This window comes from Cellulomonas sp. 73-92, from assembly GCF_001898175.1.
Taxonomy (GTDB): Bacteria; Actinomycetota; Actinomycetes; order Actinomycetales; family Cellulomonadaceae; genus Cellulomonas.
In genome coordinates this window covers 86,373-100,251 of sequence record NZ_MKTH01000016.1, presented here as the reverse complement: position 1 = coordinate 100,251, position 13,879 = coordinate 86,373, and the positions used below count along the sequence as shown (strand labels likewise).

At 75.7% G+C, this 13,879-nt stretch carries 18 protein-coding genes; 4 read left to right on the top strand and 14 right to left on the bottom strand.

Annotation, left to right across the window (positions count from 1 at the left end; all coding sequences use genetic code 11):
- From pheS to infC, 6 genes are all read right to left on the bottom strand, one after another.
- Positions 1-1,047, bottom strand: coding sequence for a phenylalanine--tRNA ligase subunit alpha (gene pheS / locus BGO37_RS12560; protein ID WP_291755369.1), 1,047 nt, complete (start codon positions 1,045-1,047; stop codon positions 1-3).
- A 137-nt stretch (positions 1,048-1,184) separates the two neighbouring features.
- Positions 1,185-1,865, bottom strand: a complete 681-nt coding sequence (thpR, locus tag BGO37_RS12555) for an RNA 2',3'-cyclic phosphodiesterase (protein WP_291755368.1) — start codon at positions 1,863-1,865, stop codon at positions 1,185-1,187.
- Between the two features lie 12 nt (positions 1,866-1,877).
- Positions 1,878-2,693, bottom strand: coding sequence for an RNA methyltransferase (locus BGO37_RS12550; protein WP_291755367.1), 816 nt, complete (start codon positions 2,691-2,693; stop codon positions 1,878-1,880).
- Between the two features lie 44 nt (positions 2,694-2,737).
- A complete protein-coding gene (gene rplT / locus BGO37_RS12545; RefSeq protein ID WP_291755365.1) occupies positions 2,738-3,121 on the bottom strand; it encodes a 50S ribosomal protein L20 in 384 nt (127 codons plus the stop codon).
- 61 nt (positions 3,122-3,182) lie between these two features.
- On the bottom strand, positions 3,183-3,377 hold the full coding sequence (gene rpmI, locus BGO37_RS12540) for a 50S ribosomal protein L35 (RefSeq protein ID WP_291755363.1): 195 nt from the start codon (positions 3,375-3,377) through the stop codon (positions 3,183-3,185).
- Positions 3,378-3,433: 56 nt separating this feature from the next.
- Positions 3,434-4,450, bottom strand: coding sequence for a translation initiation factor IF-3 (gene infC, locus BGO37_RS12535; RefSeq protein WP_291755360.1), 1,017 nt, complete (start codon positions 4,448-4,450; stop codon positions 3,434-3,436).
- 246 nt (positions 4,451-4,696) lie between these two features.
- Here infC and BGO37_RS12530 point away from each other — a divergent pair, with 246 nt between their 5' ends.
- Positions 4,697-5,062 (top strand): DUF1844 domain-containing protein, encoded by a 366-nt coding sequence (locus BGO37_RS12530; protein WP_291755358.1) that lies wholly within the window; start codon positions 4,697-4,699, stop codon positions 5,060-5,062.
- Here the strand turns inward: BGO37_RS12530 and BGO37_RS12525 are convergent.
- Positions 5,055-6,299: an MFS transporter gene (locus tag BGO37_RS12525; protein WP_291755356.1), complete on the bottom strand. Its 1,245-nt coding sequence runs from the start codon at positions 6,297-6,299 to the stop codon at positions 5,055-5,057. The two genes, BGO37_RS12530 and BGO37_RS12525, sit on opposite strands and share 8 nt — an antisense overlap.
- A 102-nt stretch (positions 6,300-6,401) precedes the next feature.
- On the opposite strand from BGO37_RS12525, the gene BGO37_RS12520 reads away from it, so the two are divergent.
- Genes BGO37_RS12520 through BGO37_RS12510 form a run of 3 tightly spaced genes read left to right on the top strand, consistent with a single transcriptional unit; the run spans position 6,402 to position 8,242 of the window.
- Positions 6,402-7,037: a hypothetical protein gene (locus BGO37_RS12520; protein ID WP_291755355.1), complete on the top strand. Its 636-nt coding sequence runs from the start codon at positions 6,402-6,404 to the stop codon at positions 7,035-7,037.
- Positions 7,034-7,765 carry a S1C family serine protease gene (locus BGO37_RS12515; protein WP_291755353.1) on the top strand — a complete coding sequence of 244 codons (732 nt, stop codon included), beginning with the start codon at positions 7,034-7,036 and terminating at the stop codon, positions 7,763-7,765. Before BGO37_RS12520 ends, BGO37_RS12515 begins: the two co-directional genes overlap by 4 nt.
- 15 nt (positions 7,766-7,780) lie before the next feature.
- Positions 7,781-8,242, top strand: a complete 462-nt coding sequence (locus tag BGO37_RS12510) for a GerW family sporulation protein (RefSeq protein WP_291755352.1) — start codon at positions 7,781-7,783, stop codon at positions 8,240-8,242.
- Positions 8,243-8,248: 6 nt separating this feature from the next.
- Here BGO37_RS12510 and BGO37_RS12505 read toward each other — a convergent pair whose 3' ends face one another.
- From BGO37_RS12505 to hisD, 7 genes are read right to left on the bottom strand one after another with little or no spacing between them, the layout of a single operon-like run.
- The gene (locus BGO37_RS12505) at positions 8,249-8,983 is read right to left on the bottom strand and encodes an SseB family protein (RefSeq protein ID WP_291755350.1); all 735 of its coding nucleotides are present in this window, start codon (positions 8,981-8,983) and stop codon (positions 8,249-8,251) included.
- Complete coding sequence (gene priA, locus BGO37_RS12500) at positions 8,980-9,732, bottom strand: bifunctional 1-(5-phosphoribosyl)-5-((5-phosphoribosylamino)methylideneamino)imidazole-4-carboxamide isomerase/phosphoribosylanthranilate isomerase PriA (protein ID WP_291755348.1); 753 nt, start codon at positions 9,730-9,732, stop codon at positions 8,980-8,982. Before priA ends, BGO37_RS12505 begins: the two co-directional genes overlap by 4 nt.
- Positions 9,729-10,355, bottom strand: coding sequence for an imidazole glycerol phosphate synthase subunit HisH (gene hisH / locus BGO37_RS12495; RefSeq protein WP_291755346.1), 627 nt, complete (start codon positions 10,353-10,355; stop codon positions 9,729-9,731). Before hisH ends, priA begins: the two co-directional genes overlap by 4 nt.
- Before the next feature lie 4 nt (positions 10,356-10,359).
- The gene (locus tag BGO37_RS12490; RefSeq protein ID WP_291755344.1) at positions 10,360-10,854 is read right to left on the bottom strand and encodes a hypothetical protein; all 495 of its coding nucleotides are present in this window, start codon (positions 10,852-10,854) and stop codon (positions 10,360-10,362) included.
- On the bottom strand, positions 10,851-11,456 hold the full coding sequence (gene hisB / locus BGO37_RS12485) for an imidazoleglycerol-phosphate dehydratase HisB (protein ID WP_291755341.1): 606 nt from the start codon (positions 11,454-11,456) through the stop codon (positions 10,851-10,853). The genes BGO37_RS12490 and hisB overlap by 4 nt, the downstream gene beginning before the upstream one ends.
- A complete protein-coding gene (locus BGO37_RS12480) occupies positions 11,453-12,550 on the bottom strand; it encodes a histidinol-phosphate transaminase (protein WP_291755338.1) in 1,098 nt (365 codons plus the stop codon). The genes hisB and BGO37_RS12480 overlap by 4 nt, the downstream gene beginning before the upstream one ends.
- The gene (gene hisD / locus BGO37_RS12475; protein ID WP_291755336.1) at positions 12,547-13,869 is read right to left on the bottom strand and encodes a histidinol dehydrogenase; all 1,323 of its coding nucleotides are present in this window, start codon (positions 13,867-13,869) and stop codon (positions 12,547-12,549) included. Before hisD ends, BGO37_RS12480 begins: the two co-directional genes overlap by 4 nt.
- Between the last annotated feature and the right edge of the window lie 10 nt (positions 13,870-13,879).

Below are 13,879 nucleotides of genomic sequence, written 5' to 3'. Positions count from 1 at the left end.
TCAGATCACCGCCGTGAACTGCTCGGAGAAGCGCACGTCGCCCTCGACGATGTCGTGCATGTCGGCGATGCCGTTGCGCAGCATCAACGTCCTCTCGATACCCATGCCGAACGCGAAGCCCGAGTACTCGTCCGGGTCGACGCCGGTCGCCCGCAGCACGTTGGGGTTGACCATGCCGCAGCCACCCCACTCGATCCAGCCGGCCCCGCCCTTCTTCTGCGGGAACCACAGGTCCATCTCGGCGCTCGGCTCCGTGAAGGGGAAGTAGCTCGGCCGCAGGCGGGTGCGGGCCTCCGGCCCGAACATCGCCCGCGCGAAGTGGTCGAGCGTGCCCTTGAGGTGCGCCATCGTCAGGCCGCGGTCCACGGCCAGCCCCTCGACCTGGTGGAACACCGGCGTGTGGGTCTGGTCGAGGGCGTCGTTGCGGTACACCCGCCCCGGGCAGACGACGTAGACGGGCAGGTCGCGGCTCAGCAGCGACCTGGCCTGCACGGGCGACGTGTGCGTCCGCAGCAGGAGCCCGGACCCCGGCGGGTCGACGAAGAACGTGTCCGCCATCTGCCGCGCGGGGTGGTCGGGCCCGTGGTTGAGGGCGTCGAAGTTGAACCACTCCGCCTCGACCTCGGGACCCTCGGCGATCTCCCAGCCCATCGCGACGAACACGTCGCCGATGCGGTCGGCGACCGTGTCGAGCGGGTGGCGGGCGCCGAGCGGGCGACGGTCGGCCGGCAGCGTGACGTCGACTGCCTCCTCGACGAGGACGCGCGCGTCGCGCTGCGCCTCGAGCTCGGCCTCGCGGGTGGCCAGGGCGGCGTTCAGCCGGCCACGGGCCTGCCCGACGAGCTTGCCGGCGGCCGCCTTGTCGGCGGGCGCGAGGGCGCCGATCGCGCGGTTGGCCAGCGCGAGGGGGCTGCGGTCGCCGGCGTGGGCGACGCGGACGGCCTTGAGGTCGTCGAGGCCGGCGGCGCCGGCGGCGGCGGCCAACGCCTCGTCGAGCGCCGCGGCGACGGCAGCGGCATCGAGCGGGGACAGCTCAGGGGTGGACATGGCGAGCCTTCCAGGTGGGACCGGGGAGAAATCTAGCGGCGCCCGTCCCCGGGCCTGGTCGCGCGTCCGACGAACGCGTCAGCGAACCGGCCCGGGCACGGGCCGGCGAAATCGGCGGCCGCCTGCCGCACGCGTCGTCACGGCGCCCATGGTGCCACACCGCCCTCGTCGCTCATCCCGGCCAGCGGGAAGGCGTCGACGGCGGTGTAGAGCGGGCCGCCGCCGCGACCCTCGCCGGGGCGCGAGGCGATGAGCAGCAGCGCGTCGACGGTCCACTCCGGGCCCTCGTACACGGCCAGCGCGCCGACGAGCGTCTCCGCGTCGAACGGCACCCAGCCGTTCTCGCTCCTCGGCCGCCCCGCGGCGCCCGCGCGCGCCGCGCTCCCCCGCCCGCGCCGTCCGCCGGGGTCGCGGACGCGCCCGATGGTCAGGTGGGCCCGCTCACGCGGCCGGTCGTCGGGCCGGGCGCCGACGCGGTCGCCCGCCGCGACCGCCGCGTGCGCGAGCGCCAGCTGCGCCCCGGTGTCGCCACCGACACCCACCCACAGCGTCCGGTGGGAGAAGACCCCGGCGCCGCGCAGCCGCAGCCGGTACGGCCCCGAGCTCGCGGCGGCCACGGCCAACGCACACTCCAGCTCGGCCACCCGTCCGTCGGGCACGTCGCCGTAGAACGCGCACGTGAGGTGCCACGTGTCGCGCGCCGACCAGCGCACCGGCCCGGTCCCGTCGCCCGGCAGCGTGCGCCGCACCGCGCCCAGCGCGAGGTCCAGGTGGTCGAGGACGTCCTCCGGCGGCCACACGGCCGCGAACAACCGCACCCGGCCAGTCTGTCAGCGCTGCGCGCGGGCGCTCGCGTACAGGCAGATCGCGGCCGCGGTCGCGAGGTTGAGGGACTCCGCACGCCCCCGGATCGGCACGCGCACGGCCGCATCGGCCAGCGCGAGGACCTCGTCGGGCAGGCCCCAGGCCTCGTTGCCGAACAGCCACGCGGTCGGCAACGCCAGGTCCGGCCCGCCCTCGGGCGCCGTCCCTGCGGCGTCGAGCAGGTCGTCGAGGTCGAGGTCCCCCGCCCCGTCGGCGGCCAGCACGGTCGTCCCGCGCGACCGCAGCGCCGCGACGGCCTCGGGCAGCCCGGACCCCGTCACCACGGGCAGGTGGAACAGGGACCCGGCGGTCGAGCGGACCACCTTGGGGTTGTGCACGTCCACGCTGCTCGAGGACAGGACGACCGCACCGGCGCCGACGGCGTCGGCGACGCGGATGACGGTCCCGGCGTTCCCGGGGTCGCGCACGTGCGCCAGCAGGGCGACGAGCCGAGGCGCGGCCGCCACCACGCCGTCCAGGGTCGCCGACAGCTGCTCGGCGACCGCCACCACGCCCTGCGCGTCGGCGCTCATCGCCTCGAGCACCACTCCCGTGCCGAGCCGCACGGGCAGCCCCGCGTCGTCGGCCGCGACCGCGATCTCCGGATGGCGCGCCGCGGCCTCGTCGGACAGGTAGAGCGCGCGGACGGACGACGAGGCGAACCGCACCGCTTCACGCACCGCCTGCGGCCCCTCGACCAGGAACAGCCCGGAGCGCGCACGCGCCGGACGCCCGGCCAGCGCCGCGACCTGCCGCACCCGCTCCGCGCGGGGGTTGGTCATCGGCTCCTGGTCCGGGCGTCCGGACTCCCCGAAGGGAGGAGGTGTCACGCCGCGGTGGGCGCGTTGACGTCCTCGGGAAGGGCGTCCTTGGCGACCTTGACGAGCGCGGCGAAGGCCGGCGCGTCGTTGACCGCGAGGTCGGCCAGCACGCGGCGGTCCACCTCGACACCCGCGAGCTTGAGGCCCTGGATCAGGCGGTTGTACGTCAGGCCCTCGGCCCGCGACGCCGCGTTGATCCGCTGGATCCACAGCTTGCGGAAGTCGCCCTTCTTCGCCTTGCGGTCGCGGTAGGCGTAGACGAGCGAGTGGGTGACCTGCTCCTTCGCCTTCCGGTAGAGACGGGAGCGCTGCCCGCGGTAACCGCTGGCGCGCTCGAGGGTCGTCCGGCGCTTCTTCTGGGCGTTGACCGCCCGCTTCACGCGTGCCACGTGATGCTCCTTGCTCGTCCAGGCTCGTCGTGCCGTGCCGCCCCGGTGGGGCGGGCCGCGGTCACTTCCCGAGCAGCTTCTTGATCTTCGGGGTGTCCACGGCCGAGACGACCTGGTCGCCGGCCAGGCGGCGGGTGCGACGGCTCGACTTGTGCTCCAGCAGGTGCCGGGCGTTGGCCTGCTCACGCATGAGCTTGCCGGTGCCCGTCACGCGGAAGCGCTTCTTGGCACCGGAGTGCGTCTTGTTCTTCGGCATGGCTGCCGTGTCTCCTTGTCGTTCGCGCCGCACGGGACCGTCCGGCTCGGGTGGTGCTAGCTCTCGGGCTGAGGCTTCGCGGTGCGAGGGGTCGCGGTGCGAGGGGTCGCGGTGCGCGGGGCGGCCGGACGCGGTGCGGCCGGGCGCGGCGGGCGCGGCACAGCAGGGGTCTCCGACGACGGGCTCGCGGCCGTGGCGGCGCGCGCCGCGGCGGGAGCCGCGGGACGGGCGACGGGCGGGCGGGGCGCAGGACGGGCGGCCGTCGCGGTGGCGGCGGGGCGCGGGGCCGGCGGTCGGGGCGACGCCGGGGCGGCGGCCTCGACGGGGACCTCGACCGGCGCCACGACCTCGGCGGGGACCTCGACCGGCGCCACGACCTCGGCGGGGGCCGCCGCGGCCGGAGCCGCCTCGGCCTCGTCGGCCACCGATCCGGCGGCGGGCGCCTCGTTCGGCCTGACCTGGGACGCGGCCGCACGACGAGCCTCGGAGCGCTGGTCCGCCTTCTTCTTCACCGGGCCGAGCACCATGATCATGTTGCGGCCGTCCTGCTTGGGCATGGACTCGATGAAGCCGAACTCCTGCACGTCGTCGGCGAGCCGCTGCAGCAGCCGGACGCCGGCGTCCGGGCGCGACTGCTCGCGCCCGCGGAACATGATCATCACCTTGACCTTGTCGCCGCCCTTGAGGAACCGCTCGACGTGGCCCAGCTTGGTGCCGTAGTCGTGCGGGTCGATCTTCAGGCGGAACCGGATCTCCTTGAGGACGGTGTTCGTCTGGTTCCGGCGAGCCTCACGGGCCTTCATGTCGGCCTCGTACTTGAACTTGCCGAAGTCCATGATCTTGACGACCGGCGGCCGGGCGTCGGGGGCGACCTCGACCAGGTCGAGGTCGGCGTCCTGGGCCAGGCGCAGTGCGTCCTCCACGCGGACGATGCCGACCTGCTCGCCGTTGGGTCCGACCAGTCGGACCTCGGCGACGCGGATCCGATCGTTGATGCGGGGCTCGCTGATGTGGTGCTCCTCGATGTCGTCGTGGCGACCGCCGGGAACGAGGAAGGCCCCCGCCCTGGGCACAGGCGGAGGCCTCGGTAGCACCGCACCGCTCGGCGCGGACGCCGGACGGTCGCGTACGGCATGCCGCACGCTGCGGACTGTGACCCGGTCCCTGTCGTCCCGCTCGCGCGGGCCATTCGGTCCCAGGTGGGAGGATCTCCACTTGTGCACCTGGCGCGCGCGGACGCCCGCCAGGTCAGTCGACCGCCAAGGCTACCAGACGGCCCGGCCGGCGCCCTCGCTCACGGCCGATGAGAGGATCCCCTCATGTCGACGCCCTCCTCCGATCCCGTCCCCGCGCCCGGCGACGTCGCCGAGGTCACCCGCGACATCGCCGACGTGCCGGCCGTCCAGGTGATCACCACCGCCGCGGTCCACCTCATGAGCGCGGCCGCCGTCAAGTGCGGGCTGGCCGAGGAGGGCGACGAGCTGCGGGACCTCGACGAGGCGCGCAAGCTCATCACGGCCCTCGCCGGCCTGGTGACCGCCTCGGCGCCGGACATCGGCAACCAGCACGCGCGGTCGCTGCGCGACGGCCTGCGCTCGCTCCAGCTGGCCTTCCGAGAGGCGTCGCCCTTCCCCGACGCGCCCGGCGAGGGCCCGGGCGAGAAGTACACCGGCCCGGTCAGCTGACGTTCGCCGCGGTCGCGACGGGCTCGTCGGCGCCGGCCGCGTCCCCGCCCGCCGCGTCCCCGCGCCGGGCCCGCACGACGCGCTGCACGACGAGCCCGGTCAGCGCGACGGCCCCGCCGACGCACGCGGCGGTGAGGAACCCGGCGCCGGGCCGGCCGTGGTCGAGGACGAGACCGACGAGCGGCGCGCCCAGCGCGTTCCCGGCGGTCGACGTCGCGCCGCTCCACCCCATGACCTCGCCCCGGCGGTGCTCCGGCACCTGGCGGACGAGCGCCGCGTTGATCGCGGACAGCGACGCCGCGCACGGCACGCCCGCGAGGACGACCGCGAGCGCGAGCCACGGCTGCCCGTCGGCGAACGCGGCGGGCACGGTCGCCGCACCGAGGATCGCCACCAGCACCAGCGGCGGCACGCCGCGAGCCCGCATGCCGTAGACCACGCCGCCGACCACCGAGCCGAGGCACCACAGGGCGACCATCCAGCCGAGGTCCTGCGCGCGGCCGGCCTCGTTGAGCGCCGCCACGAGCGACACGTCGGTGCCGACGAGGATGAACGCCGCCGCGACGCCGGCGAGCAGCACGACGACGATGCCGGGCGTGACGAGCCCACGGACGCCGCCCTGGTGGGCGTGCTCGTCGACCGGCGTCGCCCGCGGCGAGCGCGTGGGCGGGTTCGCCCACGCCAGGAGGAGGCCGCCGACGACGGTCACCACGGCGGTGGTCGTCAGCGCCACCGTGGTGGACACCGACGTGGCCAGCCAGACGCCCACCAGCGGCGACACCATGAAGCTGAGCTCGACGAAGACCGAGTCGGCCGCGAAGGCCGTCTGCTGCTGGCGCACCGGCACGATGACGGACAACGACTGGCGCGTCACGGAGAACGCCGGCACCGCGTATGCGCCGCCGACGAAGACGGCGACGAGCAGCGCCTGGTACGGCAGGTGCGGCGCGGTGAACCACACGAGCGAGGCGACGACGACCGACGGCGCGACCGCGCGGCGCAGCCCGAGGCGGTCCACCAGCCGGCCTCGCCAGGGGGCGCCGATCGCCATGCCCACCGTCATCACCGCGGTGACGAGGCCCGCCTCGCCGTACCCGCGGTGCAGCGTGCGCACCACGTGCAGCGTCAGCACGACACCCGTCATCGCCTGCGGCAGCCGTGCGACGAACGCGATCGCGAACAGCCGGGCGACGCCGGGCAGCGCGAACAGCGCCGAGTACGGCGATCGACGGGGCACGGGCCCGATTCTCTCGCACCCCGGTCCTGCCCTGGGCCCCCGGTCCTGCCCTGGGCCCCCGTTCCACGGCCCGGGACGTCGCCGCCGCCTATCCTGGCGGACGTGACCGATGCACCCTGGCGGCCCGGTCAGCCCGAGCAGCTGCACGCCGTCGACGCGCCGACGGTGGCCCTGCCGGTGTGGCTGCACGACGGGGCCGAGACCATCGCACCCGTGCCGGCGCGGCCGCGGCGCACCGCCGTCGTCGTCCTGGCGGTCCTCCTCGGGGTCGTCCTCGCGGCGTCCGGCACCCTCACCTGGTACCTGCTGCGGGTCAACGCCGCGTGGCAGGAGCACTCGCAGCAGTGGGAGGCGCTCGCCGAGCAGCACGGCGCCGACCTGGCGCAGGCGCGGTCCGACCTCGAGCAGACGCGTACCGAGCTCGCGGGGGTGCAGGAGCAGCTCACCACCGCGCAGGGGCGCATCACGCAGCTCGCGGACGAGAAGGCGCAGCTCGGGGACCAGACGGCGGCGCAGCAGCAGCTCGCCGACTACCAGGCCCGCGTGTCCAAGGCGGCCGGCCAGGTCGCGACCGCGCTGGCGAACTGCATCGACGGCCAGCAGCAGCTCATCGGCTACCTCGCGGACCCGTCGAGGTACGCACCCGACCAGCTCACCGCCTACAAGCAGCAGGTGCAGGACTACTGCCGTCAGGCACGGGACGCGAACACGACGCTGCAGTCGGAGCTCGCCAAGTGACGCTGCGCCGCTGGTGGGTGCCGCCCGCGGTCGTCGCGCTGCTGGCCGGCTGCGCCGTGCTGCCCCCGATGCCCCCGCCGGTGCCGACGGGCGTGGTCCCCACGGTGGACTCCGTCCCGACGATCTCGGCGGGCAGCGACCAGCTCTCCCCCGACGGGTTCGACGCGGTGCGCCGCATGGCCGTGCGCATCCGCAACGTCGGCTGCGGCCAGGTGTCGACCGGCTCCGGCTTCGCGCTCACCGCGACGACGCTGGTCACCAACAAGCACGTGGTCCAGGACTCCGCTCAGCTCCAGGTGTCCACGTACGACGGTCACGACGTCGACGTCACCACGGCGAGCACCGCCGGCCTCGCCGACCTCGCGCTCGTGCGGACGAAGGAGAACCTGCCGTCCGCGCCGGAGCTGGCCGCCACGGACCCGCGGCAGGGCGACCCGGTGACGGTGGTCGGCTACCCGCTCGGCGGGCAGCTGACCGTGACGAACGGCCACGTGATCGGCACCACCACCGACCCGCTCAACTCCAACCTCGGCCAGGTGCTCGTCACCGACGCACGCGTCGAGCCGGGCTCCTCCGGGTCGGCGGCGCTGGGCGCCGACGGCAAGGTCATCGGCGTCGTCTACGCGAAGAACGCCGCGGGCTACTCCTTCCTCGTGCCGGTGAGCACGCTGCGCGCCATGCTGGGCGACGAGACCGGATTCGAGCCCGCGCCGACCTGTGCGGGATGAGGCGAGGAGGCGGCCATGGCCGACGAGCAGACGTTCGACCCCGCGAACCTGACCAAGGCCGCCGAGGACACCTTCACCGTCCGACGCGTGTTCGGCGAGGCCTACGAGCGTGGCGGCGCGACGATCATCCCGGTCGCGCGCGTCATGGGCGTGTTCGGGACCGGCGCCGGCGCGGGTGAGGGCAACACCAGCACGGCGTGGATCGGCCGCTTCCCCCGGGCCGGGCGCTGGGCGGCGCACGACGAGCCCGCGGCGGACACCTCGTCGGCCGAGTCCCCCGACACCCACGGCCACGGCCACGGCGGCGGCGGCGGGTTCGGCACGTGGGTGCACCCGCTGGGCGTCTACGTCGTCGACGCCAAGGGCACGCGCTGGCTGCCGGCGGTCGACGCAAACCTCGTGCTGCTCGGCGCGGGCCTGGCGGTCACGATCGTCGGCTCGACGATGGCCCTCGCCAAGGCCATCGCCCGGCGCTGACCCGCGTCAGCCGGCCGGCCGCACCCGCAGCTCGAGCGAGTCGACCCGCTCCGCGACGGTCGCGTCCGCGGCCAGCGCCTCGTTGACCCGCGCGACGACGGCATCGAGCCCGGCGCGGTCGAGCCCGGGCAGCACCGCGATCTCGACCGCGACCTCCCCGCGCTCCCCCGGTGCCACGCCGCAGCCGGCGAGCGCGTCGATCCCGGCCAGCGCCGAGCCGACGGCCGTCGCCACCTCGTCGTCCACGACCCCGTCCCGGACCGCGGGCCGCCACTGCTCGCCGTGCGCGAGCGCCATCACCGCCGGGCGACCCAGCCGCACCGTCACCGGCCCGGCCGGGTCGAGCACCAGCAGCTGCCAGCCCTCGGCCAGCGCGCCGGCCGCCGCCTGCGCGGCGGGCGTCGGCACGGGCCGGGCGTCCGCGCGCCAGGCGGCCAGCGCCGCGACCGACGTGAACACGGGCATGGCCGCGCGGCCGTCGCCCGCCGCGATGCCGATGACCGCGGCCTGGCTCGCCGCCGGGTCGTACGCGGCACGCGTCGCCTCGTCGGTCGGGGCGGCCTCGCGCCCGTGCGGCAGGATCGCGACGAGCAGCCGCGTGCCGGTCAGGGCCGTCAGGACGTCCGCGACACCTGCCCGCCCGGCGGCGTGGTCGGCGAGGACGGCCGCCAGCGCGGGGTCGGCGGAGCCGTCGTCGTACGCGAACGGCGAGGACGACGGCAACGACCGGGGCGCGCTCACGGTCGCCCGGCGACGTCGAGCGCCTGCGGCAGCGTGAACGCCCCGGCGTACAGCGCCTTCCCGACGATCGCCCCCTCGACCCCGAGCGGGACGAGCGCGCGCAGCGCGACGAGGTCGTCCAGGCTCGAGACGCCCCCGGAGGCGACCACCTTCGCGTCCGTGCGCGCGCAGACCTCGCGCAGCAGCTCGACGTTCGGGCCGCGCAACGTGCCGTCCTTCGCCACGTCGGTGACGACGTAGCGGGCGCAGCCGGCCTCGTCGAGCCGCGCCAGCACCTCCCAGAGGTCGCCGCCCTCGCGCGTCCACCCGCGAGCGGCGAGCGTGCGGCCGCGCACGTCGAGGCCCACCGCGACCCGGTCGCCGTGCGCGGCGATCGCGTCGGCGGTCCACGACGGGTCCTCGAGGGCCGCGGTGCCCAGGTTGACGCGCGTGGCGCCGGTGCCCAGTGCACGGGTGAGCGAGCCGTCGTCGCGGATGCCCCCGGACAGCTCGACGCGCACGCCCCGCGCGACCAGGGCGCCCGTGACGTCGGCCAGCAGCGCCGCGTTGGAGCCGCGGCCGAACGCCGCGTCGAGGTCGACGAGGTGCAGCCACTCCGCGCCGCCGTCGGCCCACGCCAGCGCGGCGCCGAGCGCGTCGCCGTAGCCGGTCTCCGAGCCGGCCTCGCCCTGCACGAGCCGCACGGCCTGGCCGTCGACGACGTCGACGGCGGGCAGCAGCTCCAGCCGCGGGCCCGACGACGCGCTCACAGCGTGCCGACCCAGCGCTCGAGCAGCTGCGCGCCGGCGTCGCCGGACTTCTCGGGGTGGAACTGCGTGGCCGCCAGCGGCCCGTTCTCCACGGCGGCGACGAACGCGCCGCCGTGCTCCGCCCAGGTCACCAGGGGCCGCGGCATCGCGTCGGAGGTCGGCAGCGGGAACGACCGTGCGGCGTAGGAGTGCACGAAGTAGAACCTCTCGTCCTCGAGCCCGTGGAACAGGACCGACCCGGCGGGCGGGCTCACGGTCGCCCAGCCCATGTGCGGCACGACGTCCGCCTCGAGCCGGTCGACGACGCCGGGCCACTGCGCGAGGCCCTGGCTGTGCTCGCCGTGCTCGACGCCCTCGGCGAACATCACCTGCATCCCCACGCAGATCCCGAGCACGGGCCGCGCACCGGCCAGGCGCTTGTCGACGATCTCGTCGCCGCCGACGGCCCGCAGCCCGTCCATCACCGCGGCGAACGCGCCCACGCCGGGCACGACGAGCCCGTCGGCCTCCAGCGCGGCGTGCCGGTCGGCGGTCAGCGCGACCTCGGCCCCGACGCGCTCGAGCGCCCGCACGGCCGACCGGACGTTGCCGAAGCCGTAGTCGAGGACGACGACGAAGGGCATTGGCTCAGGCTACCGGGCGAGCTGAACGGCGTGCCCAGCGGCGCGGCCGGTGCGCCGCCAGCACCCGCATCGCCTTGAGCTTCGACATCCCGACGCTGGTCACGACTCCGTCCACCGTGGACGGGTCGCGCCCGTCGAGCAGCAGGTCCTCGAGCACCTCGGGGGCGTCCGAGAGGACGAGACCCGGGGGCAGGTCCCGGTCGTGCACGCCGGAGACCCACTGGGTCGCCGTCATCTGCGACTCGCGGCGCTCGAGGAGCACCACGGGCACCTGGCGCAGCAGCTGCGACACCGCGGCCGCACCCGCGCGCCCGGAGACCGGGTCGCGCAGCACCGCGATCGCACCGACGTCGCTCGGCACCACGTCGGCGTCGACCTTCGCCAGCGAGCACGCCGCCGCCAGCGGCGCCGCCGACGCGACGGGCGTGATGACGAGGGCGACCGTGGGCCGCTCGTCGTCCAGCCCGGACAGGTCGTCGGGGACGTGGATCTCCGTCACAGCGCGCCCTTCGTCGAGGGGATCCCCACCACCCGCGGGTCGAGCGCGACCGCGGCGCGCAGGGCGCGTGCGAACGCCTTGAACTGGGCCTCGACGATGTGGTGCGGGTCGCGGCCCGCCAGCACGCGGACGTGCACCGTCATCGCGGCGTGCGTGGCGATCGACTCCAGCGCGTGAGCGGTGAGCGAGCCCGTGAAGTGCCCGCCGATGAGGTGGTACTGCTGGCCGGCCGGCTCGCCGCTGTGCACGAAGTACGGGCGCCCGGACACGTCGACGACGGCCTGCGCCAGGGCCTCGTCGAGCGGCACCGTGGCGTCGCCGAACCGCGCGATGCCGGCCCGGTCGCCGAGGGCCTGCCGGATCGCCTGCCCCAGCACGATCGCGGTGTCCTCCACGGTGTGGTGCGCGTCGATGTGGGTGTCGCCCGACGCCGTGACGGTGAGGTCCAGCAGCGCGTGCTTGCCGAGCGCGGTGAGCATGTGGTCGAAGAACGGCACCGTCGTGTCGATCGACGTGCGCCCCGTGCCGTCGAGGTCGAGGTCGACGACGACGCTGGACTCGCTCGTCGTGCGCTCGACCCGAGCGACCCGTGTCCCGCTCACAGCCCCACCACCTCCGTCAGCGCGGCGCGGAACGCCGCCGTCTCCTCCGGCGTGCCCACCGAGACCCGCAGCCAGCCCGGCGGACCGACCTCGCGGATGAGCACACCCCGATCCAGCAGACCCTGCCAGACCGCGTGCCGGTCGGGGAACAGCCCGAACAGCACGAAGTTGGCGTCGGAGTCGGCGACCTTCAGCCCGCGCTCGCGGAGCCAGGCGACGAGGGCGTCGCGGTCCCGGCGCAGCGTCCCCACCTCGGCCATGAGCTCGTCGCGGTGCGCCAGCGCGGCGCGCGCGACCGCCTGGGTGACCGCCGACAGGTGGTACGGCAGCCGCACCACGCGCAGCGCGTCGACGATCTCCACCGAGGCGGCCAGGTAGCCCACCCGGCCGCCGGCCAGGGCGAACGCCTTGGACATCGTCCGCGACACCGCCAGGTGCGGGTGCGCGTCGAGCAGCTCCAGCGCCGAGGGCGTCCCCGCGCGACGGAACTCGGCGTAGGCCTCGTCGACCACCACGACGCAGCCGCCCGGGACGTCGCGCGCGGCGTCGAGGACCGCCACGACGGTCGTCGCCGGCAGCGCCGTCCCGGTCGGGTTGTTGGGGCTGGCGAGCAGCACGACCGTCGGCGCCACGCGGGCCAGGAGCGCCGCCGCGGCCGCGGGGTCGAGCGTGAAGTCCTCCGCGCGTCGGCCCGTCACCCAGCCCGTCATGGTGTCCCGCGCGTACTCCGGGTACATCGAGTAGGTCGGGTCGAAGCTCAGCGCCGTGCGGCCCGGGCCGCCGAACGCCTGCAGCAGGTGGAGCATCACCTCGTTGGAGCCGTTGGCCGCCCAGATCCGCTCCGGCCCCAGCCGCACGCCCGACTCCACCGCCAGGTAGTCCGCCAGGTCGGCGCGCAGCGCGCCGAAGTCGCGGTCGGGGTACCGGTTGAGGCCGGTGGCGGCCGCCCGGACCGCCGTCGCGATGTCCTCGACCACGGCGGGCGACGGCGGGTAGGGGTTCTCGTTGACGTTGAGCAGCACGGGCACGTCGAGCTGCGGCGCGCCGTATGCCGCCAGCCCCGCCAGCTCCGGGCGCAGCGGCAGCGCGGTCACGACGCCGCCCCGGGCACGCGGGCACGCACGGCCTCGCCGTGCGCCGGCAGCCGCTCGGCGTCGGCCAGCGCCACGATCTGGTCCGCGACGGCCGCCAGCGCGGGCTCGTCGTACTCGATGACCTGGACCGACCGGACGAAGGCGTGCACGCCGAGGCCGGACGCGTAGCGCGCCGAGCCGCCGGTGGGCAGCACGTGGTTCGAGCCCGCGAGGTAGTCACCGAGCGACACCGGCGAGTAGGGCCCGACGAAGATCGCGCCCGCACAGCTGACGCGCTCGGCGAGGGCGGCCGCGCCGACGGCCTGGATCTCGAGGTGCTCGGCGCCGTAGGCGTCGACCACCGCGAGCCCCGCCTCGAGGTCGTCGACGAGCACGATCGCCGACTGCGTCCCGCGCAGCGCGGTGGTCGCGCGCTCGCCGTTCGCGGTGGCCGCCGCGCGGGCGGCCACCCGGCCCTCGACGGCGTCCGCGAGGGTGACGGACGGCGTCACGAGCACGGCCGCGGCCAGCGGGTCGTGCTCGGCCTGCGACACGAGGTCGGCGGCGACGTGGTCGGGGTCGGCGGTGTCGTCCGCGAGGACCGCGATCTCCGTCGGACCCGCCTCGGCGTCGATCCCGACGAGCCCGCGCACCAGCCGTTTCGCCGCCGCGACGTAGACGTTGCCCGGGCCGGTGATGACGTCCACCGGCTCGCACACGACGGCGTCGTCGTCGTCCGCGAAGCCGTACGCGAACGCCGCCACCGCCTGGGCGCCGCCCACGGCGTAGACCTCGTCGACACCGAGCAGCGCGCAGGTCGCCAGGACGAGCGGGTGGGGCAGGCCGGTGTCCCGCTGGGGCGGGGACGCGACGGCGAGCGACCCGACGCCGGCGGCCTGCGCGGGGACGACGTTCATGACGACCGACGACGGGTACACCGCCAGCCCACCGGGCACGTACAGGCCGACCCGGCGCACCGGCACGTAGCGCTGCCGCACGCGGGCTCCCGGAGCGACCGACACCGTGCCGCCCCAGGGCAGCTGCGCGGCGTGCACCTGGCGGACCCGCCGGATCGCCTCCGCCAGCGCGTCGCGGATCGCGGGGTCGAGCTCGGCGGCCGCCCGCGCGAGCTCGGCGACCGGCACCCGCAGGTGCTCGGGGCGCACGCCGTCGAAGCGCTCGGCGAGGTCGCGGAGCGCGGCCGCGCCCCGCTCGTGGACGTCGGCGACGATCGGGGCCACCGTGGCGGTGGCGTGCTCCACGTCCAGCTCGGCGCGCGGCAGGACGTCGTGCAGCTCTCGCCGGCCGAGCGTGCGGCCGCGCAGGTCGATCCGGATCACGACTCGTGAG